We start from the raw sequence: 26,911 nt of genomic DNA, 5'->3' as shown, positions 1-26,911 counted from the left end.
TGCTCAAAGCGATACAAGAAACAATCATTAACAAGGGAGCACATTGCGTGCTCCCTTTTGTTTACTGCACTAATCGCAACCTACTATCCATTAGTTATTTGGATCTATGTCTGGTAGTCCATCTACGTCGTTGTGATGATGGTGTTCATCATCTTGGTTGTGGTTATTGGCTGCATCATGGTGTTCAAGTGCATCCGACATATCCAAATGCGGTTGATCGTAATCTGCAGCATGTTGTTGGTCGACTTGTGCCAGCACGATGTCCATGTCAGCGGGTTGATCGTGCCCGGTGGTCGGCGAAGTATTCGGCTGAATACCGAGAGCATCCAAATAAGCCGCTGCACCATGGTGGTTAGTTTTCTGGTCTGGTTCTTGATGAGCATGCTGAGATAAATCTAGAGAAGTGTCATCACTTACGGTAAACGTGAAGTCCTCGTGAGAGGTGATCTCTGGCTCGTCATGCTGAACTGGCGGTGGTGGAGGTGGAGCAGGGTGAGACGCATGGACAATAGGAGTTATGGTCATATCAACGACCTCTGTCCCAACCGTAAGTTTGCCGCTATTTCCCGGGCCATGGCTGAGTATCTGAATGTTTACATGGGCGACGATTTCATCTTGATTTGTTCCTTGCAGGGCTATTTCAAATCGATCTTCATGCTGACCGGTACCTGAAGCGCTGCCATGAGGACCTGTGTGCACTTGAGCTTGTTCTTGGTAGTGTAAGTCACCAGTTTGAGGGTCTATGGTTAATGTTCCATATTGCCCATGATGGCTTGTTACATATTGCCCGTTAGCTAAATGGATTCGCCAGCCGCTCTGTGTTGTTGGTACCGGAGTCAAAGAAGGTAATAGTGGCGGCACACCAAGTGTACCGGATACGTGGTGGCTTCCTGACGGCGGTCTGACAATGATTGGCTCTGGTATAGCGCTCGCTGCCACACCTTGGCTACCCGCCGTATTGCCATGTTCGTCAGTCATGGTTGCTTGTACATGTTCACCTGGAAGTACTTCGATTTGTAATCCGTGTTGTAAAATGTGAGCATCAAGCACGTGGTCTTGTCCATTGACAACCAGGTGCTCACCGATTTTGGCATCACTAGGAGGTGCAATCGTTGCTGTGACTGTATTTGGGTGCCCTTGGGCAATTTCTGCCTTACTATAGAGTCCATCAGGTCCAGGGTTTTCAAAGGTAATTGTCGGTAGGTTAACATGAGTATCAACGCTGAATACCTGTGAACCTGTCGTCGCACTGCCAACATTCCCTGCGGCATCGGTGGTTATTATGGTGGCTTCTATAGAGTGTATCGAGCCAGACTGACCATTTGCATAGCTAGTATGAATATTGGCATGTTCCAATACATTACCAGCCACTGGAATAGAAAAATGTCCACTCGAATCAACTGAGCCTGTAAGTGATGTAATGGTTGCACCGTTTACCTTCAAGCTGACAATATCACCTGTGTGGTAATCGCCAGTTACTGTTCCCGTTATCGCGATAGTTTGACCAGACTCAAGAGCATTGAGCACGTTATCTTGTGTCACTGAGTCAACTGCAATATGTGGAATCGGACTCTGCGTATCAACTAGCAGGTGGGTCGAAATGCGAGGCGTCGAATTACCTGCCGTATCAACGGTACCAACTTGTATTGAGTAATCGCGATCGGTCGCCATTATGTTTTGATGTATAGAAGTACCTAGAGTTAATGACCACGTACCATCTGGTTTTACCGTTGCATCATAAAAGTGTTTATTGCCGATGACGACATAGACGACATCCCCTGGTGCTATGTTGGATGTCGTGCCGGTGATCACTAATGGTTGGTTGTTCTCTGCAGCATTTAATGCGTTGTCCTGCGATATCGGGTTTACTGTGATTGTGCCGGGAGTGGTGTCCAAGGTGAAGCTAAAGTGCGTCACTGGCGATACGTTGCCTGCGATATCAGTCTGTCTTACCTGTAGGTCATTAACCCCCTCAACTGGATTGAACACAGCTGTCCAAGTGTGTCCGCCGTCATTCGAGTATTCTACTTTTGCTCCTGCTTCCGTTTGAATTGTAAGTTGAGAGTCTTTAGTGATTAAGTCTGGTGTGTTAACCGAGTGTCGCCCAGTGTCGTTGCGCAGAGAGACTGCTGGTGCAGCAATCGTATTATCGAGTGTGAAAGTCACCGAAGTATCAGGGGATATATTTCCTGCTGCATCAGTTTGTCTCACGTTAACCGTATTTGAGCCTTGCTGCGGGGTAAAACTTGATGTCCATGTGTGTCCGTTGTTGGTCGAGTATTCAACAGTTGCGCCTGCCTCTTGTCCTGTGATTGTTAATGAACCGTCGTTAGTAATTGAATCAGATGAGTTGCCTCCTGTGTCATGGGTTAATGAAACTTGTAGTGGTGCGACAGTGATATCCGAACTCGGTGCAGTCGCGTTTGTCACTGTTGATGTATTACCATTTTGGTCGGTAATACTCGCTGTAATTGAGGCGCCAGGTGCAACTTCGACATTGACCAATTTTGCCAAATGTTCAGCGTGGGTAATAAGGTGAGGGTGCCCGTTAATCGTCAGTGTATCTTTGGGTTGTGCGTCAGAAGGCAAATGAATAGTACTGGTAATCGTACTAGCAGCCCCGGAAGCGACTTCAGCTGCATTGTAAATGTTATCAGCGCCTGTATTTTCGAAGCTGATAGAAGGGGCTGATGCGTGAGTATCAATTGTGAAGCGATCAAAGGCACCCGCATAGCCTGATGCGGTGGTATTCCCGGCCTTGTCTGTTGCTTGAATATATGCCGTGTAACTTTGGTCTGGCAGGTTAGCCGCATCAACCGTATAACCTCCTTTTCCATCCAGTGTTGCGTGTAACGTTTCAACTATCGTACCTCCGCTTTTGACCACAATATCGACGCTTGTGGTATCTAATGAAACAGACCCACTGAATGTCGGTTGATGGGTTGAAACTTTACCTAGGTTGACCTTCGAAATGGTTGGCGCAGTGTAGTCAACCTCAACGGGTAGGGATGCGCTACTTTGGTTGCCTGCGGCATCGGTAGAAGATACCGTTAAAGTATGCTTACCCTCAGCAATATCCGATGTGGTGAGTTGATAAATGCCATGGCTATTTGCTGTTCCAGTAGCAATGACTTTGCCTGTTTCATCGGTAATATATATTGAAGAGTTTGCTTCGGCACTACCGGTGATTATTGGAGTGTGAATGTTCGTCAGATCGTCGGTTGCAGACACTCCCGAGTCAGTTGACGCTTTCAAATCAATAGAAGGCGCAGCGATTTGATCATCATAAGTAAACGTTAGAGATGTTGGAATGGATACATTTCCCGCAGTATCAGTCTGTCTTACACTCACTGTGTTGGAACCTGATTGCGGCGTGAAGCTTGATGTCCATGTGTGTCCGTTGTCGGTCGAGTATTCAACGGTTGCGCCTGTCTCTTGTCCAGTGATAGTCAATGAACCATCGCCAGTAATCAAATCAGACGAATTGCTTCCTGTGTCATGGGTTAATGAGACTTGAAGCGGTGCCACTACAGTATCAATATGCAATGAAAGAATGGATGATGTTGCTGGTAAAACTGAAGAAGGCGCTAAGGCTTTGGCAGAAAGATTATGATCGCCATTCGATAAGCTGCTCACCGCCACACTATATTGTCCCGAGCCATCAGACACCGCATGCCCAATAGGTGTAGAGGCATCATAGATGGTGACTTGTGAGTAAGGAATATCCGTATGCCCAATGATTGTTGGAGTGCTGTCTTTAGTGAGGTTATCGGTATCGGAAGTACCAGTATCACTAGATGCCGCTAAGTCGACGGTGACCGCATTATTTGGCGGAGTGTTTGTCCCTGCAGGTAAACTTGGTTGCGTTGTCGTTACCAGTGGGTTGGAAGGTACAGTGGTTGAAATCGTCGGTGATTGTCCTGGCACAATTGAAACATGACCGTTGGCATCGAAAGTGATGAATTTCGACGACTCCCCACCGTGATTGTCAGCTACTTTTACTTCAAACACATCGGTGCCGTGATATGTGTGTGTCGCCGCGTTATAACTCATTCCAGCAACCGAACCATTGGCTTTATATATATACGCGCCTGAATCTGGGTCGACCGATAGAGAACCGAATTGTCCTGTTGAACTGACGACAGAAAAGGTATGAGTGTCGTTCACGTCAACATCAGTTTCGGTCAGCGTGCCTGTTGTTGGGGTTGTCTGAGTTACCGATAAAACTGGGTCATCGTTGCTGCCTACGATCTTAATATCAATAACATGATAATCACCGCCAACAGTATGCACGTTGTATTGGACATGCTCCTCTTGCCCTGCAGCTAATTGCTGAATTTGGCTGTTGTTAACGGTATAAGTCCAAGAGCCATCTTTGGAAATGTGAAGGCCACCGTGAACGCCACTGTTAAATGGATCATGGCGTTTGCCAACATCCGTTGAGAATGTAGATTGATCGTGGTCAGGATCGAGGGCACTCAGTTTACCAGATATGATCTCGACAGGCGTTGAAGAGCTATCTTCATGCACATCGGGGTTTGAAGCGACGGATATCGTTGCCTTGTCATTACTCCCTTGGACTAGCACTTCAATATGTTTGGTTGCAGTTGAGCCGTCAGTAGATATCGCAGTGATATCAAACCCTTCTGCCTTGGTCTCACCTTGTTGTAGAACATTGGCCTTTGAGTGGTCTAAGTCATAATGCCATTGCCCATTGCTATCCACGTGAAGAGTGCCGTAAGAGCCAGCAGAGTTACCTGCAGTAAAGGTGACGGAATCTTTACTGTCGGAATCGTGCGCGAGGAGGGTGCCTGAAATAGAGGTAACTTTGTCCTCAACAGCCGTTCCCAATGCGGCCGTTAATGAGTCAGGCGTATCAATCATCACATGATCATCGGTGCCTAAGATTTTGGCTGTCAGTGGGATTCGTGTTCCATCTGCGGTGATAAGAGTGATCGTATCAGTCAGAGAATCGCCATGACTCAGTGATTGAACTTCAGCGTGACTATTATCCGCACTGTAGCTCCATTTATCGTGGCCATCGGTTGAATGAGCGAAGTTGAAGGTACCGTGTGCGCCAGCAAGATTCATCGCGAAGTTTGCTGGTACCGTGTGCTTAACACCATTCACCTCTATTTGAGTAACTTTTGCTTCCGATGGTGAGTCAATATCCTGAATATCGAGGTTTTTCCAACCTGACCATAACTCATTGGTGCTTGTCCCCGATTTGAGATGATCTTCAGTTACAAAGTTGGAGGCGAGTGTCGGTTGCAGTGTGGCAGCATCATTGCTCGGTAACAACGTGGTAGACGCGCCAGTATGAGTAACCCCACCATGAGCATCTTTGACGTCATAAGTGAAATGCACTTTACCGTTGAAATTATGGTCTGGAGTGAAGGTAAATGTACCATCTTTGTTGTCGACCAGAGTGCCGTGATCCGCATGCAGATTCGCGATAGAGAGTTGCCCGGCATCGTTAGTATCCACATCGACAGTATTTGCAAGCAACTCGGTTGTTGTGATGGTTTGTGCGAGATCTTCTTTTCCGCTGTTAAGCTGAACTTCTGAAGAGCAGTACGGGCGGTCATTGTCGCCATGAATGGTGATATGAATGTCGTGAGTGGTACCATCAGCCGCTTTGACGGTAACAGTATCCGTTATTGATTCACCTTGGCCAAGGTGATCAATTTTTCTACCTGTTGCATCTTGGCCTATGGAAGCATAATAGTTCCAGTCCCCGTTGCTTTGAAGTATGACTTGTCCATGAGAGCCTTGGTAGATACCGTTTTGGGCGTGACTCTCACCAGTATCAGCGTCGATGATGGTCAGGTGTCCTTCAGTATGGATCTGATCATTCCACAATTTACCGATGTTTCCATGCATATGATCCGGTGAGCGATCATCAACACTGCCACCAGACATACTGCCATCAGGTGCTGTATAGGTGTGTCCTTCATGAACATCACCAGTATCTGTTCCTGTTATTTTTGCAGCGTCGCTAACAGGATCTATGTGTAGAGTATGCGTCGCTTGTTGGGAATCGGTATGCCCATCATTGACGGTGAACTTAAACGGAACATCTCCGTTAAAATCCGGAGCAGGAACGAACTGAAGCTTAGTAATATCGGCAGCCGTAATACTCTGACCAGCAGTGATATCGTGCCCATCGAGTACGAACTTACCTTGGGCTGCTGGTGGCAGATCAGTGATAGCGATTGAATGCAGCGTATCGCCAGTGTCAACGTCGGTAAACCCAAACTGACTCGCTTGCATTTGATAATGCGTGTCTTCAGTGCCGTTACTCAGCGCAACTTGGGTAACGGCTGGCGCATCGTTAGTACCTTCCACGTCAATGTGTAACTCGTATGCCGTTCCATCATAGCTATGAACTCGATAAATAACGGTTTCCGTTTGCCCTTGAGCTAAGTGCTGAAGGTGTGTGTTGTCAACACTGTATTGCCAACTGCCCCCGCGGTCGATGCGTAGAATGCCGCCAAAAGGATCGTGAATACGAGTTTCACCAAATTGGCTGTATTGGAATTTATCCTCACCACTATCGGGATCAATGACTTTAAGTTGCCCGTTGGCCAGTTCAGTTGTTGTACCGTTGTAGTGCCCTGCATGTGACCCATCCTCAATAACACTTCCAGTGGTTACTTCAGAAATAATGGCTTTGTCGGGAGTCGCAACAAGAGTGGTATTTGCACCAGTGTGTGTAGTACCACCATGTGCATCTTTAACGTCATAAGTGAAGTGTACTTGCCCGTTGTAGTCTTTATCGGGTGTGAGAGTATAGGTGCCATCTTGGTTGTCGAGAATAGAACCATGATCAGCATGCAAATTAGCGATACTGAGCTTGCCGGCATCGTTAGCGTCAACGTCAACAGTGTTTGCCAATAATTCGGTCGCAGTGATGGTTTGTGCGGAGTCTTCTTTACCTGAATTGAGCTGCACTTCAGAAGCGCAGTAAGGTCGGTCGTTGCTACCGTGAATCGTAATGACAATATCGTGCGATGTACCATCTTTAGAATATACGGTAATGGTGTCAGTCAGTATTTCTCCTTCACCTAGCTGATCAATAACGCTACCTCTGTTTGTTGTTACACCGCCTTTTATACGTATATTTCCGGCATCAGCATAATAAGACCATGTTCCGTCTTCTCGCAGCAATAAGTCGCCAAATTTTCCCGCATAGTTAAATCCAAGACCTCGTGAATCAAACGTTGTTTCACCACTATCTGCATCCGTAATCGTTAGTGCTCCACTTGCATATAGCGGAGCTCGACCAAGGGTACTCATCAGGTGTTGGGCATAATCCGGAGACATATTTTGACCTGCAGTGCTCTCGGTTACGTCACCAGTGTCGACACCGCCAATAACGGCAGAATTATTAACTCCTGTAATCGTAATTGAGAGGTTTTGAGTGCTGCTTGCATTATGTTCGTCTGTGACTGTTACTGGAACAGTCAACGTCTTCGTGACACCTGATGCTAACGATTGATAGCTAGAGTGAGCAGGATTGAAGGTATAACTGCCGTCCGGATTAACCACCAAGCCATCAATCTGCGGTGCGCTGTAAGTCAATGTTGCGCCTGTATCTATATCGTGGCCAACCATTTGTCCATTTAGAATGCTTCCACCTTCAGTCACTGAGTGGGACTGTGCATTGATGATTGGGGCATCGTTGGTACCATGAACCGTTAGCTCTATCGTATGCGTTGTGCCGTCAACCGAGTGTATAACGGCTGAATCGTGCTTAACTTCACCTTGAGCTAAGTTCTGTATATTGCGGTTGTCGAGCGTATAGGTGTAGTGACCGTCGCGCATGAGCAGTATGTGTCCACCCAATTTGGTGTCGTAGCCAATACCTTGATAGGTTTGTGGACCAATATTTGGATCAAACTGTGCCTCTCCCGCATCAGGGTCTTGAATGTTTAATCGGCCGTCGTAGTGCAATTGGTAATGGGTATCTATATAACCGCGATCTTCTGTAACACCACGCAGGTCTGTATTTGTTTGTGCATCGGTAATAATCGCTTTGTCTGTTGTTGCTGTTAATGTCGTACTAGCACCCGTATGTGTGACTCCCCTATGAGCATCAGCTACGTCATAGGTAAAATGTACTTGCCCGTTGTAATCTTTATCTGGCGTGAAAGTAAAGGTTCCATCATTGTTATCGCGAATTGAACCATGATCGGCGTGCAGGTTGGCAATGGTGAGTTTACCTAAGTCATTGGCATCCACATCTATGGTATTTGCCAACAATTCAGTAGCAGCAATGGTCTGAGCTAAGTCTTCTTTTCCTGAATTCAGCTGTACTTCCGAAGAGCAATAAGGGCGGTCGTTGCTACCATGGATAGTAATAACAATGTCATGCGAGGTTCCATCTTTTGTGAATACGGTAACCGTATCTGTGAGAGTTTGATTTTCTCCCAACTGGTCAATCGTTGTGCCTCGAGTGCTGGTTAGCCCTCCTGTACTACGAATTTGACCGGTATCTGCATGATATGACCAGCGACCATCTTTGTTTAGAAGAAGGTCACCGTATTGGCCTGAATAAGTAAACCCAATTCCGTGAGTATCAAATTCCGCCTCACCTGTATCGACATCGGTAATATTGAGCTTGCCAGTGGTATGTATGGTACTTCGGCCAAGAAATGCCATACCAGGCTGAGCAAAGTCTGGAGACATGTCTTGCCCAGCATTGCCCTCAGTGACATCTCCTGTGTCGGTGCCTGTTATTACTGCCGAATCGTTAGTGCCAACAATGGTGACCGAAACTTGTTTTGATGCAGTTCCGTCAATGGATGTTATGGTGTGGGTTTCTATCAATTTCTCACCAGCAGCGAGTGCTTGTACTTGCGGGTTACTTGGATCGACCTGATAGTCCCAACTCGTTCCATGAACCGTAAACACTCCGCCAATGGCTGTGTGCGCTGTTTCTGATTTCAGCAGTTCTTCACTATGAGCCGCACTGCCTTGGCTATCGACGTCAGTAACATCAACATTTCCATAAGCTCGTAATGCGCCGCTGGTATCAATGTCGCTTGTTTTGTCTTCGAAAATAGTGGTATGAGAGCGACTAGGTTGCAATGTAATGCTTGCACTGTCGTTATCTCCCATGAGCTCTATAGATACGGTGTGGCTTGTGCCATCAATGGAGTGTACGGTAAATACTTCAGTTACGTGCTCGCCTTGCGCTAATTCATCAATGGTTTTCCCTTCACTAGGCGCCAATTGATACTGCCAGTGACCGTTTGCATCTAGGGATATTGAGCCATAGTGTCCCATTTGACTTTGAATCGGTTGGAAGAGGTTCGATTGTCCGCTATCTGCATCTTGTGAAGTTAAGGTTCCGGATAATGAGTGGGCGTTCTGTCTAGTGGTGACATCATGTTTGTCTGCATCAAACAAAGCATTTTCATGGATGGACTTTACGGTGTCACCGGAGATGACCGCAGCATCATTAGTGCCATTTACCGTAATAGTCACTTGATGTGGTGTCCCATCTGCTGAATGAACGGTAATCGTATCGGTGGCAGTAGCGCCTTTGCTCAAGGCTTGCACTTGTGGATTGGTATTATCGAGATCGTAAGTCCAGGCACCATTGTCTTTGAGGTGGAGTGTACCTAAAACACCTGCAACATCCTTATTAGAGAAGTGGGCCTCACCCGTATCGACGTCAGTAATCGTCAATGTGCCGGATGTTTGCAGTTGAGATTCTTCCGTTACTGCGCCGGAGTTAGTTCCACCAATCACGGCTTTGTCGTTAGTGCCGTTAATTGTGATCGTCACTTGATGTGGTGTGCCATCTGCAGAATGAACGGTAATCGTATCGGTGGCAGTAGCGCCTTTGCTCAAGGCTTGCACTTGTGGATTGGTATTATCGAGATCGTAAGTCCAGGCACCATTGTCTTTGAGGTGGAGTGTACCTAAAGCACCTGCAACATCCGTATTAAAGAAGTGGGCCTCACCCGTATCGACGTCAGTAATCGTCAACGTACCGGATGTTTGAAGTTGAGATTCTTCGGTTACAGCGCCGGAGTTTGTACCACCAATCACAGCTTTATCGTTAGTTCCGTTAACAGTAACGGTGATTTGATGTGGTGTTCCATCTGCAGAATGAACGGTAATCGTATCGGTGGCAGTCGCGCCTTTGCCTAAGGCTTGCACTTGTGGATTGGTGTTATCGAGGTCGTAAGCCCAAGTGCCATTATCTTTGAGGTGGAGCGTGCCTAAAGCACCAGCAACATCAGTATTGGAGAAGTGTGCTTCACCGGTATCGACGTCAGTAATCGTCAATGTGCCGGATGCTTGAAGTTGAGATTCTTCGGTTACAGCGCCGGAGTTTGTACCACCAATAACAGCTTTATCATTGGTACCGTTAATTGTGACGGTAACTTGATGTAGCGTGCCGTCTGCCGAATGAACGGTAATCGTATCGGTAGCAGTAGCACCTTTGCGTAAGGCTTGCACTTGTGGATTGGTGTTATCGAGATCGTAAGTCCACGCACCATTATCTTTAAGGTGGAGCGTGCCCAAAGCACCTACAACATCGGTATTGGAGAAGTGTGCTTCACCGGTATCGACGTCAGTAATCGTCAATGTGCCGGATGCTTGAAGTTGAGATTCTTCCGTTACTACACCTGAGCTAGTACCACCAATCACAGCTTGATCGTTAGTTCCGTTAACAGTAACGGTGATTTGATGTGGTGTTCCATCTGCCGAATGAACGATAATTGTATCGGTGGCAGTGGCGCCTTTGCCCAAGGCTTGCACTTTTGGATTGGTGTTATCGAGGTCGTAAGTCCAGCCACCAGTATCTGTCAGATGCAGCGTACCAAGAGCACCAGCAACATCGGTGTTGGAGAAATGGGCTTCACCATTGTCGACATCAGTCACGGTGAGTGTACCTGAGGTCTGAAGTTGAGATTCTTCCGTTACAGCGCCGGAGTTTGTACCACCAATCACAGCTTTATCGTTAGTTCCGTTAACAGTAACGGTGATTTGATGTGGTGTTCCATCTGCCGAATGCACAGTAATCGTATCGGTGGCAGTAGAGCCTTGTCCTAAGGCTTGCACTTGTGGATTGGTGTTATCGAGGTCGTAAGTCCAAGTGCCATTATCTTTGAGGTGGAGCGTGCCTAAAGCACCAGCAACATCAGTATTGGAGAAGTGCGCTTCACCGCTATCGACGTCAGTAATCGTCAATGTGCCGGATGTTTGAAGTTGAGATTCTTCGGTTACAGCGCCGGAGCTAGTACCACCAATCACAGCTTTATCGTTAGTTCCGTTAACAGTAATGGTAACTTGATGTGGCGTGCCGTCTGCCGAATGAACGGTAATCGTATCGGTGGCAGTCGCGCCTTTGCCTAAGGCTTGCACTTGTGGATTGGTGTTATCGAGGTCGTAAGCCCAAGTGCCATTATCTTTGAGGTGGAGCGTGCCCAAAGCACCAGCAACATCAGTATTGGAGAAGTGTGCTTCACCGGTATCGACGTCAGTAATCGTCAATGTGCCGGATGCTTGAAGTTGAGATTCTTCGGTTACAGCGCCGGAGTTTGTACCACCAATCACAGCTTTATCGTTAGTTCCGTTAACAGTAACGGTGATTTGATGTGGTGTTCCATCTGCAGAATGAACGGTAATCGTATCGGTGGCAGTCGCGCCTTTGCCTAAGGCTTGCACTTGTGGATTGGTGTTATCGAGGTCGTAAGCCCAAGTGCCATTATCTTTGAGGTGGAGCGTGCCTAAAGCACCAGCAACATCAGTATTGGAGAAGTGTGCTTCACCGGTATCGACGTCAGTAATCGTCAATGTGCCGGATGCTTGAAGTTGAGATTCTTCGGTTACAGCGCCGGAGTTTGTACCACCAATCACAGCTTTATCGTTAGTTCCGTTAACAGTAACGGTGATTTGATGTGGTGTTCCATCTGCCGAATGCACGGTAATCGTATCGGTGGCAGTCGCGCCTTTGCCTAAGGCTTGCACGGTTGGATTGGTGTTATCGAGGTCGTAAGTCCATTTGCCTGAGTCAGTCAGATGAAGCGTACCAAACGAGCCTACGATATCGGTATTAGAGAAGTGCGCATCGCCGGTATCGACATCGGTTACGGTGAGTGTTCCAGAGGTGTGGAGTTGCGATTCTTCGGTGACTACGCCAGAGTCTGTGCCCGCAATGATAGCTTTATCATTGGCACCATTTACTGTGATAGTGACTTGATGAGGCGTGCCATCAGCAGAATGAACGGTGATGGTATCCGTTGCTGCCGCTCCTTTACTTAACGCTTGAACGGTTGGATTGGTATTATCTAGGTCGTAAGTCCACTTACCTGAGTCAGTCAGGTGAAGGGTACCAAGAGCACCAGCAATATCGGTGTTTGAGAAGTGCGCTTCGCCTGTATCAACATCGGTTACGGTGAGTGTTCCTGAGGTGTGTAGTTGCGACTCTTCAGTGACTGCACCGGCGCTAGTTCCGCCAATCACGGCTTTGTCGTTGGTGCCGTTTACCGTGATGGTGACTTTATGAGCAGTGCCATCAGCCGAATGAACGGTAATCGTATCGGTGGCAGTAGCGCCTTTGCCCAAGGCTTGCACTTTTGGGTTAGTGTTATCGAGGTCGTAAGTCCAAGCCCCATTATCTTTGAGGTGGAGTGTGCCTAAAGCACCTGCAACATCGGTATTGGAGAAGTGCGCTTCACCCGTATCGACGTCAGCAATCGTCAATGTGCCGGATGTTTGCAGTTGAGCTTCTTCCGTGACCGCGCCTGTATTGGTTCCACCAATCACCGCTTTATCATTAGTACCATTAATCGTGATAGCCACTTGATGAGGTGTACCATCAGCCGAATGAACGATAATTGTATCGGTGGCAGTGGCGCCTTTGCCCAAGGCTTGCACTTTTGGATTGGTGTTATCGAGGTCGTAAGTCCAGCCACCAGTATCTGTCAGATGCAGCGTACCAAGAGCACCAGCAACATCGGTGTTGGAGAAATGGGCTTCACCATTGTCGACATCAGTCACAGTGAGTGTACCTGAGGTCTGAAGTTGAGATTCTTCCGTTACAGCGCCGGAGTTTGTACCACCAATCACAGCTTTATCGTTAGTTCCGTTAACAGTAACGGTGATTTGATGTGGTGTTCCATCTGCCGAATGCACGGTAATCGTATCGGTGGCAGTAGAGCCTTGTCCTAAGGCTTGCACTTTTGGATTGGTGTTATCGAGGTCGTAAGTCCAAGTGCCATTATCTTTGAGGTGGAGCGTGCCTAAAGCACCAGCAACATCAGTATTGGAGAAGTGCGCTTCACCGGTATCGACGTCAGTAATTGTCAATGTGCCGGATATTTGAAGTTGAGATTCTTCCGTTACAGCGCCGGAGTTTGTACCACCAATCACAGCTTTATCGTTAGTTCCGTTAACAGTAACGGTGATTTGATGTGGTGTTCCATCTGCCGAATGCACGGTAATCGTATCGGTGGCAGTAGCGCCTTTGCCCAAGGCTTGCACTTGTGGATTGGTGTTATCGAGGTCGTAAGTCCAAGTGCCATTATCTTTGAGGTGGAGCGTGCCTAAAGCACCAGCAACATCAGTATTGGAGAAGTGCGCTTCACCGGTATCGACGTCAGTAATTGTCAATGTGCCGGATATTTGAAGTTGAGATTCTTCCGTTACAGCGCCGGAGTTTGTACCACCAATCACAGCTTTATCGTTAGTTCCGTTAACAGTAACGGTGATTTGATGTGGTGTTCCATCTGCCGAATGCACGGTAATCGTATCGGTGGCAGTAGCGCCTTTGCCCAAGGCTTGCACTTGTGGATTGGTGTTATCGAGGTCGTAAGTCCAAGTGCCATTATCTTTGAGGTGGAGCGTGCCTAAAGCACCAGCAACATCAGTATTGGAGAAGTGCGCTTCACCGCTATCGACGTCAGCAATCGTCAATGTGCCGAATGTTTTCAGTTGAGATTCTTCCGTTACTACACCTAAGCTAGTACCACCAATTACGGCTTTATCGTTGGTGCCGTTTACTATGATCGTCACGTGGTGAGATGTACCATCAGCCGAATGAACGGTAATCGTATCGGTGGCAGTCGCGCCTTTGCCCAAGGCTTGCACTGCTGGGTTGGTGTTATCTAGGTCGTAACTCCAAGCGCCGGAATCGGTTAGGTGGAGAGTGCCGAACGTACCGATAATATCAATATTGGAGAAATGTGCTTCCCCCGTATCGACGTCAGTAATCATCAATGTACCGGATGTTTGTAGCTGAGTTTCTTCCTTTACTGAGCCGGAGCTAGTACCACTAATTACGGCTTTGTCATTGGTTCCGTTAATTGTGACCGTGATTTGATGTGGCGTGCCGTCTGCCGAATGCACGGTAATCGTATCAGTGGCCGTCGCGCCTTTGCCCAAGGCTTGCACTTGTGGATTGGTGTTATCGAGATCGTAAGTCCAAGCCCCATTATCTTTGAGGTGGAGCGTACCTAAAGCACCAGCAACATCAGTATTGGAGAAGTGCGCTTCACCAGTATCAACGTCAGTAATCGTTAACGTTCCGGATGTTTGAAGTTGAGATTCTTCCGTTACAGCACCGGAGCTAGTACCACCAATTACAGCTTTATCGTTAGTTCCGTTAACAGTAACTGTGATTTGATGTGGCGTGCCGTCTGCCGAATGCACGGTAACCGTATCGGTGGCAGTCGCGCCTTTACCCAAGGCTTGCACGGTTGGATTGGTATTATCGAGGTCGTAAGTCCACGCACCATCTTTGTCGATGGTTAATGTACCTAGATGGCCATTAACTTGAGAGGCTTGAAAATGATCCTCTCCAAGGTCTGGGTCAGTTACCGAAAGCTGGCCCTGTACCTGAGTTGTTAGGTCTTCTATAACCGAGCCTGCATCCACACCGGTGATAACCGCATTGTCATCGTTACCACCAATCGTCATGTCGATGGTTTGTGGCGTGCCATCTTTTGTGTGGATTGTGAAACTTTCATGCAATGAGGTCGCCCCGGTCAACGCTTGAACGTTAGAAAGCGAGTTGTCTACTTGATACTGCCAGTGCCCATTCGCGTCTATGGTTAATGAGCCATATTTCCCTGAGATAACTTCTGGGGTTACCGAACTTTCATTTTGGTCAGGGTCAATGACGTCAATCTTACCGTTTGCATGGAGTAAACCTTGTGAATCGATATTGTGGTCTTCGGTAACGACCCCTGTTAAATCACCAGAAATACTTGGCAAGTCTTGCTTACCCGTTACCGGTATCTGAACAACGATGCTCGCGCCATTAGATAGGTGTAACGCAAAGTGATCTGTGCCTTGCTGGTGTTGGTTCAGCAAGATGTATTGAGGTGAGTTGGGGTTTAGAATGAACGTGTATTGACCGTTTACATCGACATGAAGCTCTCCGTACGTTCCCTTGATGACTTCTGGAATAAAAGTGACGGGTGTAGTTGGTGTAGGAGGCGTGTTTGAATGAGTTGGCTGACCGTTGCCTCCTGCTGAAATGGTTGGCATGGAGACTGAAGGGATGTAATGAACCTGCGGGTGTGAAAGCGTCGAGAGGTGATGAGAAGGAACTAGATGCGTGTTTGCCCCGTGAGGTGCCTGACTTTCAGTGGTATCAGGGGTTTCTTGGCTCTCATTTGTTTGAGTACTTTGATGAGTGCCTTCTGAGGGGGCTGCATTGGTGTGTGTATCGACGATGTCTTTATCTACAACACTATTTGCCGTTGTTAAATATTTGTCATTGGCAGAATCACTAGCCCCTTCGGTAGCTTCAGCGTGCTTAGCCAGTGATGGTAAGATCATCATGATAGACTGGAAGAGTGGGATGTTAACCCTCAGGTGTGAATGTAGTCTGAGCTTCTTTTTTTTTGTTTGTTTGTTGTGTTCTAGCTCGTTACTTTTTTTATTTTTGATTTCTGTATTTTTCTTGTTTTCTTCGACGTTTTTTTTGTTAGCCATTTTTCTCATCCGTGAATCTTGGTTGCACTTTCTTAAGTAAAATACACAGATAGAGGTTTCGCGAGGTAATCGGATAATTTTTAAAGAAAATTTCCTTAAATCAAACGACTCTCTCACTTTAGTGTAAGGCGTGTTGAATAATCCTTGGTCAATTAGTTAAAAATTTCATCGATTAGTTAAAGATAACGCTTAACAAGCTTGACCTTACCCTAAGGGTAACCTTTATAGTCTTCTTATAAATTTAAAGGTTAGCTATGACAAACACATTCCGAACAACTTGGATTACTGTTTTCAGCATCATCGCGATGTTGATGTCTAGCTATGCTTCAAGCTCATCAGCCATGATGACGGAAGTAATGATGATGGAAATGAGCTCGAGCAAATCGGCTTGTTACCACAGCGATACTTCGGCCAGTGATTCAATGGCAGGATGCCATGTGATGAGTGAAGAAGTACACGCCGAACACTCGAGTATGAGTGCTCATGACATGATGGCTCAATGCGATATGTCTTCAATGAGCGAAGACGGCGGCCACATGATGGGTAACCATTGTTCGAGTGCCGATTGCTGCGCCTCAGTGTGTTCTGCAACTTCTTATCCAATTCAGGCTGTTCAAGCCGCTAATCCATTTATCTCTTCATTAGCTCGTTTTCAATCTGTCATTATTGGACAGAAAGTCGCACGTGCTCAATCTCTGTTACGCCCACCCACCGCATAAATCTATATCTAAAAACATAGCGATATCAGCCTCATAAACCTGATACGCCAATCTTTTATATGCGTTATTTAACGCTAGATATGGACATTCATTGTGAATATAAAACCAACAAACTCCGTGTTTGAAATAAACGCGAGTGTCGTGGTTGCTGCTGCCTTTATTTCAAGCACTGCCTTTATTTCAGGTAGTGTTTTAGCTGCGGCTCCTGTTTCTACACAAGTTGATAAACAAAGCTCGTCTCAGCAACTCAATACATTGATTGAAATAGCATTGAACCAAGACAGCAATCGCAAACAGTACTTTGCTCAGTCGCAAGCGATGAGGGAAACCGGTATTGCGAGCGCCACGCTGATGGACCCGAAGCTTAAAGTCGGATTCGGTGGCTTGCCAGTCGATAGTTTTCAATTCGACGAAGACCCGATGACCAATATTTCGGTCGGTTTGATGCAGCAATTCGAGCGTGGCAATACGCTTGATCTTCAGCAGAAAAAGGCAAGTCAGCAAGCCGATGGACTCGCTCTTCAAGTTAAGGCTCGTGAATTGACTGTTGCTAACAGTATGACGCAGCTATGGCTTGAGTTGGGTTACCAGCAAGTCGCAGAAGGTGTGATGCGTGAAAACCGACGCCTTTTGGTTGAACTAGAGAACTACGTGCAAACCAATTACTCGATTGGCAAAAGCGAAGCGCAAGATCTGCTTAATGCTCAGCTTCAAGTCAGCAAACTTGATGAGAAACTGCTGGCAAATCAGCAAGTTCAGCGTCGTTTAATCTCTCAGCTTTCTGAATGGTTGGGTTCGGATTGGTTAGGGGCTCAAGCGATTAGCTCTCTGGCTCTTGGCTCTCAGGGCACACTCAAAGCGACGAACCAAATTGATTGGTCGGTGTTGGAAAATAAACTAGCAACCAATATCGATTCAACTAAGCACTATCAACTGTTGATGGAGCATCCGCTCGTTAAGATAACGGACGCGACTATCTCGTCTAATCAGACACAAGTTGAATTGGCAGAACAAGCGTACACACCTCAGTTTGGTGTAGAAGTCATGTATGCCCACCGACAAGCGAACAACATGGCAGGTGAACCAGCTTCTGATCTTGTCAGTGCTTATCTAACGGTCGACATCCCTTTATTTACAGGTAATCGACAAGACAAAACCTTGTCTGCGGCTCAACACCAAGTTGGCGCTGCTAAATCTCAAAAAGACACCTTACTCTCCCAAATGAATGCGCAAGTAAACGCATTGTTGGTGGACAGATCAAATCTGATCCAGCGATTAGATCGCTATCAAACGTCCTTGCTTCCTCAAATCGCAGCACGAATCAGCGCGGTTGAGAGGGGCTATCAAAACAATACCGCTCAGTTCAACGATGTCATTTTAGCAACGACCGATGAGCTGGCGCTTAAGTTAGATCAACAACGTTTGATCACCGATTTCAACATCGTTAACAGCAAACTGGCGGCGTTAGTCAGTGGTTTTGAATACCAAGTAAACCAACCACAACTTGTAACCACAGAAAATCAGTAAGGGATACATAATGAGTTCAGTAAAAGTAGCAACAATCGCTTTGTTGGTTGGTGGCGCATTAGGTTTTGGTGCGAATCATTTTCTAGCTAACCAGGCACACGACATATCCGCAATGGCTGGGGCTATTGAGGGAAACGCGTCCGCACCTGCGAACGATGAACCCTTATATTGGGTGGCACCAATGGATCCAAATTATCAGCGCGACGAGCCGGGTAAATCACCAATGGGCATGGATCTGATTCCTGTTTATACCGATGACTTAAGTGGTGGCTCAGACAAAGCTGGCACTGTATTTATTGACCCGTCAGTAGAGAACAATCTCGGCGTTAAAACAGCAAAGGTTGAGTTGGAGTCTTTGTCGCCACGCATTGAAACTGTCGGTTATGTGGCGTTCGACGAGAGTTCTTTGTGGCAAACCAACGTAAGAGCAGCTGGCTGGGTTGAGAAACTGTATATCAATGCGGTTGGTGAGAAAGTGAATAAGGGCGATGTACTCTTCACGCTTTACTCTCCAGAGCTTGTTAAGGCGCAAGAAGAGCTGCTGAGTGCATACAAAACCGGTCGTAAAGGGTTGATCAAAGGATCGACTGAACGTTTGGTTACCTTGGGCGTTGATAAAGCGCAGATTCGCTCGATTACTCGTCAAGGCAAGGCTTCACAAACCATAGAAATCAAAGCGCCTGCAGATGGCGTTATCGCTAGCCTCAATATTCGTGAGGGTGGTTATCTTTCGCCTGCTCAAGCAGTCATCAGTGCTGGTCCTCTAGACGAAGTATGGGTTGATGCCGAAGTGTTTGAACGTCAAGCGCACTGGATCTCGTCGGGCAGTAACGCAGAGATGACACTTGATGCGATTCCGGGCAAAGAGTGGCAAGGCAATGTGGATTACGTATATCCGATTCTTGATCCTAAAACTCGAACCTTACGCGTTCGCTTGAAGTTCTCTAACCCTAATGGCGAGCTCAAACCGAACATGTTCGCCAATATTGCACTGAAACCAATCAGTGACGATCAAGTTCTTACCATTCCTAGTTCATCGGTTATCCATTCCGGTGGCATGACTCGTGTTGTGTTGTCTGAAGGTGAAGGTAAATACCGTTCAGCACGCATTGAAGTAGGTCGTGAAGCGGGTGACAAGATCGAAGTGTTGCAAGGGCTCACACAAGGCGAACACATTGTGACATCAGCGCACTTCATGCTGGATTCTGAATCTAGCCAATCAGCGGATTTATCACGAATCAGTGGTGTGGAAGAGCAAGCAGACACAGCTTGGGCAAAAGGTGAAATTGCAGATGTGATGCAAGGCAGCCGTATGGCGACCATCAATCACCAACCCGTTCCTGAATGGGATTGGCCGGGCATGGTGATGAACTTCACCTTCGCTGAAGGCTTGGACATCAGTCAGCTTAAGCGCGGGAAAGTGGTGGATTTTGAAATGATGAAAACGGAATCAGGCCAATATGAAGTTGTTGATTACAAGGTCAGCGAGCATCAAATGGCGGGTGAAGTGTGGGTGAAGGGTAACATCACCATGTTGATGGCAGATTTTGGCATGATCACCGTAAAGCATCAACCAGTCCCTGAGTGGAATTGGAAAGCGGGTGAAATGAACTTCCAAGCTAGTGACGACCTTGATTTATCTGAGTTTGCCGAGGGTCAAACCATTCGGTTTCTAGTGGCGAAGCAAGGTTCTGATTATGTGCTCAAATCTCTCGAACCGACGAATAGCACGGGTGAGGGCGAACTATGATCAATGCAATCATTCGCTGGTCTATCAGTAACCGATTCTTAGTGCTGGTTGCCACTGTAGCCATCGTATTTGGCGGCTTATACAGCGTTAAAAATACACCGGTCGATGCCATTCCTGATTTGTCAGACGTTCAGGTGATCATCAAAACCAGTTATCCGGGGCAAGCCCCGCAGGTGGTCGAGGATCAGGTGACTTATCCATTGACCACCGCCATGTTAGCTGTACCAGGAGCTGAAACGGTTCGTGGTTACTCGTTCTTTGGTGATTCTTATGTCTATATCATCTTCAATGACGATACCGATATGTACTGGGCGCGTTCACGAGTGTTGGAGTACTTAAGCCAAGTTGCACCTAACTTGCCATCGAGTGCCAAGCCAACACTAGGGCCAGATGCAACCGGTGTGGGCTGGGTTTACAGCTACGTGTTGCAAGATAAAACCGGTCAGCATGACTTAGCGGAACTTCGCAGCTTGCAAGATTGGTTCTTGAAGTATGAATTGCAAACCGTAGAAGGCGTGTCTGAAGTGGCGACCGTTGGCGGCATGGTGAAGCAGTACCAAGTACAGATTGATCCTGCCAAGTTACGTGCATATGACCTGACGCTTCAGCAAGTCAACAAGGCAATCCAAGATGGTAATCAAGAAACAGGTGCCTCAGTGGTTGAGATTGCCGAAGCCGAACACATGGTTCGTACGACCGGTTACCTGACAAGCATCGAAGACATTCAATCTCTGCCGTTAAAAGTGACCGACAAAGGTACTCCGCTGCTATTAGGTGACATTGCTGACATTAACCTTGGCCCGCAAATGCGTCGTGGTATCTCTGAACTCAATGGTGAGGGCGAAGCGGTTGGCGGCGTTATCGTGATGCGCTTTGGTGAAAATGCCAGTGAAGTGATCGACTCGGTTAAATCCAAACTCGCTGAACTGCAAGCGGGCTTACCTGATGGTGTCGAGATTGTCGCGACTTATGACCGTTCAACTTTGATTGATTCAGCCGTTGAAAACCTATGGAAGAAGCTGGCTGAAGAGTTCATCGTGGTTGCGATCGTGTGTGCGCTGTTTCTGTTCCATATCCGTTCGTCGTTGGTTATCGCTCTAAGTCTGCCTGTCGGTATCTTGGGTGCATTCATTGTGATGCATTGGCAGGGTATTAACGCCAATATCATGTCTCTTGGAGGGATTGCGATTGCGATTGGCGCCATGGTAGATGGTGCCATAGTAATGATCGAGAACGTTCATAAACACATTGAACGGACTCCGCTCACTGACAAAAACCGTTGGCAGGTAATTGGCAAAGCGGCAGAAGAAGTTGGTGCGCCACTGTTCTTCTCGCTCATCATCATTACCTTGAGTTTTGTGCCTGTGTTCGCGTTAGAAGGACAAGAAGGCAAGATGTTCTCGCCACTTGCGTTTACCAAGACGTATGCGATGGCCGCCGCCGCTGGTTTGGCTATCACGCTTGTGCCTGTGCTAATGGGTTACTTCATTCGCGGCAACGTGCTACCTGAACACAAAAACCCGGTGAACCGCAGCCTAGTGGCGATGTACAAGCCGCTTCTAAACCTCAGCCTAAAATATCCAAAGGTGATGATTGTTATCGCACTTGGCTTAATGGCGTCTGCCTATTACCCAACCAGCAAGCTTGGTAGTGAGTTCATTCCTCCTTTGGACGAAGGGGATTTGATGTACATGCCAACCACGTATCCGGGTATCTCAATAGGTAAGGCTCGTGAATTGCTGCAGCAAACCAATAAGCTGATCAAGACCATCCCAGAAGTTGAAACCACATGGGGCAAAATCGGACGTGCGGAAACGGCAACCGATCCTGCACCACTCACCATGATTGAAACGGTTATTCAGCTGAAACCTCGAGATGATTGGCGTGACGGTGTCACTACGGAGTCGCTGCGTAAAGAGTTTGATGATCTGATTCAGTTCCCCGGTTTAACCAATGCGTGGGTGATGCCAATCAAAACCCGTATCGACATGTTAGCGACTGGTATTAAAACCCCCATTGGTATCAAAATCGCAGGCCCGGATCTGAGCGTGATTGAAGATATTGGTTCGCAACTTGAACCTATCTTGAATGGTGTCAGTGGTACGGCTTCTGTGTATGCCGAACGTGTGGCTGGTGGTCGTTATGTGACGATAGACATCAAGCGTCGCTCGGCTGCGCGATATGGCTTGAGCATTAAAGAAGTGCAACAGGTTATCTCGACTGCGGTGGGTGGCATGAATGTGGGCGAAACCGTTGAGGGGCTAGAACGTTATCCAATCAATGTACGTTACCCACAAAGCTATCGTGACTCTGTCGTTAAATTGCAGAACTTGCCACTCGTTACGCCAAACGGTGCTCGTATCGCTTTATCTGATGTTGCGGATATTCGTTACGAAGATGGCCCGCCAATGATTAAAACAGAGAATGCGCGTCCTAACGGTTGGGTATTCGTGGACATTGATGGTCGTGACCTTGGTTCTTACGTGGCAGAAGCGCAGCAAGTCGTTGCTGACCAAGTTGTATTACCGGCGGGTTACTCGCTCGCCTGGTCTGGTCAATACGAATACATGGAGCGCGCCAAAGAACGTTTAAGTGTCGTTGTGCCAATCACCATCGCCATCATCATGTTGTTGCTCTATCTAAGCTTCCGCCGTGTCGGTGAGGTGATGATGATTATGCTGACATTGCCACTCGCGATGGTTGGCGGCCTATGGCTAATGCATGTCCTCAATTACAACTTCTCCATTGCGGTGGGTGTGGGCTTCATCGCGCTTGCCGGGGTTGCTGTTGAGATAGGTGTGATCATGTTGGTGTATCTCAACCAAGCTTGGCATTACAAAAAGCTCGATGCAGAGGAGAACCAACAAACACTTAAACAAGCTGACCTAACTGATGCCATTCGTGAAGGGGCAGGGCTTCGTGTTCGTCCAGTAATGATGACGGTTCTTACGGTGATCATTGGCCTAATTCCAATCATGTATGGCGAAGGAACAGGCTCTGAAGTGATGCAACGAATCGCTGCGCCGATGATAGGCGGAATGGCGTCTGCACTGCTGCTTACTCTACTGGTGCTGCCCGCAATCTTTAAGCTCTGGAAGCAGCGTGAGATCACTCGCAGCCAAAACGAGACAAACAAATAACGTATTGATTACTTGTCCTTACTTACCAAAACAGAGTGGGTAAGGGCGTACCACATGAACATGTGAAACTAACAAATAAATATCTGAATTAATCTAAGGAACGACCATGAAAAAGACACTAATTGCTATCGCTCTAACACTGACTACTGCAAGCGCCTTTGCTGAAATGGATCATTCAAAGATGGATCACAGCATGATGAAGGGTGGAAAGATGGACCATTCGAAGATGATGAATATGGATGGAATGATGGACATGGAAGGTATGTCGGAAGTTGGCATGCCAGCTCAAGGCGCTAAACCCGATAAAGTGGTTCATGTTCTACTGAGTGATGACATGAGAATCACCTTTAAGAACAAGGTTGATATTGAGCCAAATGACGTAGTGCAGTTCGTCGTGATGAACACAGGCAAGATTGACCACGAATTCTCGATTGGTTCTGCTTCAGAGCAGTTAGAGCATCGTGAGATGATGAAAAATATGGGTAATCACGCTCATGACTCGGGCAGTACAGTCACGGTTAAGCCGGGCAAAGCGAAACAGATGCTGTGGCATTTTCACGGTGATAATCACGTAGAATTTGCCTGCAATATCCCAGGACACGCAGAAGCAGGTATGGCCAAAGCAGTAACGCTATAATATTGATAAACAAGCCATATTTACTTCAAAGGGATGAGTGGTAGGTATGGCTACCTTGTTTTAGTGCTATTTAGGTATTAAGTTTAAAAGACTAAAGGAATAGGAGTTTAAGGATGAATAAAACAGTTCTAGTGATTGCAGTATCAAGTGCTTTATTAGCTTGGTCGACTCACAGTGTTGCAGCCAAACCTGAATGGGCTGGCAAAGGTAAGCCCGATTTAGAAGAAGTCAAAACATTCGCTGAGGCAAAAAAAGTTGAAGGCGAAATTGATGATCGTGAGAAGCAGCTTGATTCAATGATCGAAGAGAAAAAAAAGAAAGCGACAAAAAGTAAGAATAAGAAAGACAAGAAGAAGTTAGATAAAGAGCTTGATGAATTAGAAGACGAAAAAGAAGCACTCGAAGAAAGTAAAGAAAAGCTCAAAGATAAGAAAGAAAAGCTTAAAGATGATATGGATGAGCAAGACGAAAAGTCGGGATTAGAAAAGCAAAAAGACAAGAAAGCCGATCAAGAGCGTAAAGAGGAAGGTAAAGGTTCTGAAAAGGGTCAACAACAACGTGAAGAAAACAGTAAGAAATGGTGGCATTTTGGTAGTGATGACTAGTTAGATTCGCTTCACTACTGCGCCGATAGACACGCAATTAACAAGTAAGTCTTAACCTATGTTGATATACATTAGTTAAGACTCATCTTTTTTGGCCACTACTGTAATAGGATCGATGTTTCTAGTAGATGGTGAGCTTCGCCACTAAGGTGTGGTAACTCTGACATGATCTTCTTAAGTTTGTCGTCGATCGATTCCACTTCATTCAATGAACGAAACGCAAGCACGGCCTGTTCTGGTTCGCTGCTCACATAACCCTTCAACGTATTAAGCTGAATTTTGTTCGCATTTTCGACTTTTGACAATGCGACATTGATTGCTTCGATGTTGATTGTTAACTCATTGCTTTTAAGCATTTTTAATTGTTTTGGGGTTGTTGATAATGCGCGCACATTAACACAACCGTTTTTTAGGATATTGACCAAGATTATTAAATTGGAACAATTTCGAAAATCAATAAAGCAGAACAATGAGCAATAGGTATGAAAATGGTAAACGATAGAGGGGTTAATGAGTTTATTTGTAGAAAATAGAATCTGTGTTGAAGATGTTTTGTTGGGATATGAGTTTCGGCTCAATAAAGCCTAAATAGGGTTGGAGCGTGCAGCGGGAATCGAACCCGCATCATCAGCTTGGAAGGCTGAGGTAATAGCCATTATACGATGCACGCACACTGTCTTATGAGTAAGACTGAGGCATCAAGAGGACTGGAGCGTACAGCGGGAATCGAACCCGCATCATCAGCTTGGAAGGCTGAGGTAATAGCCATTATACGATGTACGCACATCGTCTTAACGAGTTTGATAATGCCACATCTAACTGAAAACGAAACCTTTTTCTTTCATTTTTATTCTAAGTGCTCGCATAACCACCACTACGCTAGTTTTTCAATCATATCTGCCGGTTTGAGAGTGAATAAAATGTGACTAAACTCTCGTTAAGCTCAAGGTTTAACGTCACAGTTAGTTTATTATTTTTTGAGAGGGATTTTGGGGTGAATTTATGAGCCGATATTGAATGTTATTTCCTCACCAACGTAGGCAAACTCTTAGGTTGAACGTGTTAACACAATCGAGCTTTAAGCCAAATTTATAAGTGCGTTTATAACAATGTGGATGCATGGTTTTAACTTACGAATGATTCGTTTTATTCACTAAACTAATCCCAAATGAGTAGAGTGATACACGCCTCTGTGCGTTCGCAGAAAAAAGTAACGAATTTAGTTGATAATTCACGCAAAAGTCTCGTCATTCCGTCTGTCGTTTGGTACATTTGCCGCACATTTTGTCTCGCCTAAAATACCCATGCCTTCTCAGTTCAGAATTAACAAAATTGTTGAAATTGGTGACACTCTTCACCGCAGCGGTTGTGCTCCCTATAAGCTTGAAAAGTACACACAATTCTATGCAAAAAAGCATGGTGTGGATGTGATGATCCAAGCAACGCCAACTGCGATTAACTATCAATTTCCAGACGATAACAACGCCGTTATTCTTAAGCGTTTAAAACCTGCTTCAATTAACCTGAGTTTGTTGGCAAATACCATCATTCGCATTAACCAACCGAGCAGTGAGCCAGTGCCAGAACCTGTCGGCTACTCTAAATTTGTTACTGCCCTAGCTAATATGGGTATTCCACCTGCGTATTTGATGCTAGTCGGCAGTACGTTGGAAGCGGTTGGCTTTTCTGCGTTATTGGGCTTGATGGTTTGGGTGTGTCAGCAAGTCCTCCATTCACGTCGCGCAATTGCGGTTGAATTTATCTCAGCATTATTGACGGGTATCTTTGTAGCGTTTTTGGCAAGTACAGGTTTGCCGATCCCGGTGTGGGCGTTGTGTATTGCGTCAATCGTCTTGTTCGTCCCCGGATTATCAATAGCTAACGCATTAGAATGTTTGGCCTTCAACGATCTCGTCTCTGGTACCAGTTTGCTAGGGCAGAGTGCATTAACGCTCATCAAGCTGTTTGTTGGGATTATCATGGGTCTCAATATTGGTGAAGCGATATGGGGACAAGCGGTCTCCATCGATTATACCAATGCGGTACCGATGTGGATGCACATATCGGGCTTGGTGTTGATCTCTGTGTCTATCGGTGTGATGTTCAATGCGCGCCCTAAAGACATCTTACTTGGCTTGCCAGTTGCGGTTTTGGGTATGTGGGGCCCGTTCTATCTTGGTTTTGATAGTGGTTGGGTTGTCGGTACTTGGGTAACCACCGTTCTTATCACTTTATACGGTACTTGGATTGCTAAAAAAATGGAGCTCACGGGGTCTATTTACATCGTGCAAGGCATCATCATCTTGGTTCCGGGTAGCCGTGTATTGGTGAGTGCCAGTCAGTCGGTGTTTGAACAATCTATCTTGCCGATCCCGAGTATCGGTTTATCGGCGCTGTTTATGTTCTCCGCGATTGTGGCAGGGCAAATCACTGCGTATTCGATTTACTCGCCAAAAGTAGAGCGTTAATCTGACCAGATTACAACTGCCGCTCAGGCAACCTCGTTTCTTAAACAAACGCAGCTTAATAGCTGTGTTTGTTCGTTTTAGAGCCGCTCTTTTCCGACGTTA

At 46.6% G+C, this 26,911-nt stretch carries 9 protein-coding genes and 2 tRNA genes; 7 read left to right on the top strand and 4 right to left on the bottom strand.

Annotated features, from left to right (window positions below):
- Positions 1–90 precede the first annotated feature (90 nt).
- Positions 91–15,963, bottom strand: a complete 15,873-nt coding sequence (locus L0992_18125; GenBank protein ID XGB69944.1) for a VCBS domain-containing protein — start codon at positions 15,961–15,963, stop codon at positions 91–93.
- 254 nt (positions 15,964–16,217) lie between these two features.
- Here L0992_18125 and L0992_18120 point away from each other — a divergent pair, with 254 nt between their 5' ends.
- The 6 genes from L0992_18120 to L0992_18095 all read left to right on the top strand — a co-directional run bounded on the left by L0992_18120 (position 16,218) and on the right by L0992_18095 (position 24,341).
- A complete protein-coding gene (locus L0992_18120) occupies positions 16,218–16,682 on the top strand; it encodes a hypothetical protein (GenBank protein XGB69943.1) in 465 nt (154 codons plus the stop codon).
- Between the two features lie 99 nt (positions 16,683–16,781).
- Positions 16,782–18,209: a TolC family protein gene (locus tag L0992_18115; GenBank protein XGB70375.1), complete on the top strand. Its 1,428-nt coding sequence runs from the start codon at positions 16,782–16,784 to the stop codon at positions 18,207–18,209.
- Between the two features lie 10 nt (positions 18,210–18,219).
- Positions 18,220–19,959 (top strand): efflux RND transporter periplasmic adaptor subunit, encoded by a 1,740-nt coding sequence (locus L0992_18110; GenBank protein ID XGB69942.1) that lies wholly within the window; start codon positions 18,220–18,222, stop codon positions 19,957–19,959.
- Positions 19,956–23,099 (top strand): efflux RND transporter permease subunit, encoded by a 3,144-nt coding sequence (locus L0992_18105; GenBank protein XGB69941.1) that lies wholly within the window; start codon positions 19,956–19,958, stop codon positions 23,097–23,099. The genes L0992_18110 and L0992_18105 overlap by 4 nt, the downstream gene beginning before the upstream one ends.
- A 106-nt stretch (positions 23,100–23,205) precedes the next feature.
- Positions 23,206–23,736: a cupredoxin family protein gene (locus L0992_18100; GenBank protein XGB69940.1), complete on the top strand. Its 531-nt coding sequence runs from the start codon at positions 23,206–23,208 to the stop codon at positions 23,734–23,736.
- A 113-nt stretch (positions 23,737–23,849) separates the two neighbouring features.
- Complete coding sequence (locus L0992_18095) at positions 23,850–24,341, top strand: hypothetical protein (protein ID XGB69939.1); 492 nt, start codon at positions 23,850–23,852, stop codon at positions 24,339–24,341.
- 98 nt (positions 24,342–24,439) lie between these two features.
- Here the strand turns inward: L0992_18095 and L0992_18090 are convergent, their stop codons facing one another.
- The 3 genes from L0992_18090 to L0992_18080 form a co-directional block, all read right to left on the bottom strand.
- Positions 24,440–24,697, bottom strand: a complete 258-nt coding sequence (locus L0992_18090; protein XGB69938.1) for a hypothetical protein — start codon at positions 24,695–24,697, stop codon at positions 24,440–24,442.
- A gap of 239 nt (positions 24,698–24,936) precedes the next feature.
- Positions 24,937–25,011: transfer RNA gene (locus L0992_18085), tRNA-Gly, on the bottom strand.
- A 38-nt stretch (positions 25,012–25,049) separates the two neighbouring features.
- A tRNA-Gly gene (locus tag L0992_18080) sits at positions 25,050–25,124 on the bottom strand.
- Between the two features lie 521 nt (positions 25,125–25,645).
- Here L0992_18080 and L0992_18075 point away from each other — a divergent pair.
- Positions 25,646–26,809: a threonine/serine exporter family protein gene (locus tag L0992_18075; protein ID XGB70374.1), complete on the top strand. Its 1,164-nt coding sequence runs from the start codon at positions 25,646–25,648 to the stop codon at positions 26,807–26,809.
- The last annotated feature ends 102 nt before the right edge of the window (positions 26,810–26,911 follow it).

The sequence above is a fragment of the Vibrio pomeroyi genome (assembly GCA_041879425.1).
GTDB lineage: Bacteria > Pseudomonadota > Gammaproteobacteria > Enterobacterales > Vibrionaceae > Vibrio > Vibrio pomeroyi_A.
Note: the sequence above shows the minus strand (reverse complement) of the source record. Positions and strands in the feature narration are given on the sequence as shown.

Excerpts from the sequence above, each read along its gene's own strand:
- L0992_18100 (XGB69940.1), top strand. The coding sequence starts at position 23,206 with ATGAAAAAGACACTAATTGCTATCGCTCTAACACTGACTACTGCAAGC.
- L0992_18120 (XGB69943.1), top strand. The coding sequence starts at position 16,218 with ATGACAAACACATTCCGAACAACTTGGATTACTGTTTTCAGCATCATC.
- L0992_18105 (XGB69941.1), top strand. The coding sequence starts at position 19,956 with ATGATCAATGCAATCATTCGCTGGTCTATCAGTAACCGATTCTTAGTG.
- L0992_18095 (XGB69939.1), top strand. The coding sequence starts at position 23,850 with ATGAATAAAACAGTTCTAGTGATTGCAGTATCAAGTGCTTTATTAGCT.
- L0992_18075 (XGB70374.1), top strand. The coding sequence starts at position 25,646 with ATGCCTTCTCAGTTCAGAATTAACAAAATTGTTGAAATTGGTGACACT.
- L0992_18110 (XGB69942.1), top strand. The coding sequence starts at position 18,220 with ATGAGTTCAGTAAAAGTAGCAACAATCGCTTTGTTGGTTGGTGGCGCA.
- L0992_18125 (XGB69944.1), bottom strand. The coding sequence starts at position 15,963 with ATGGCTAACAAAAAAAACGTCGAAGAAAACAAGAAAAATACAGAAATC.
- L0992_18090 (XGB69938.1), bottom strand. The coding sequence starts at position 24,697 with ATGCTTAAAAGCAATGAGTTAACAATCAACATCGAAGCAATCAATGTC.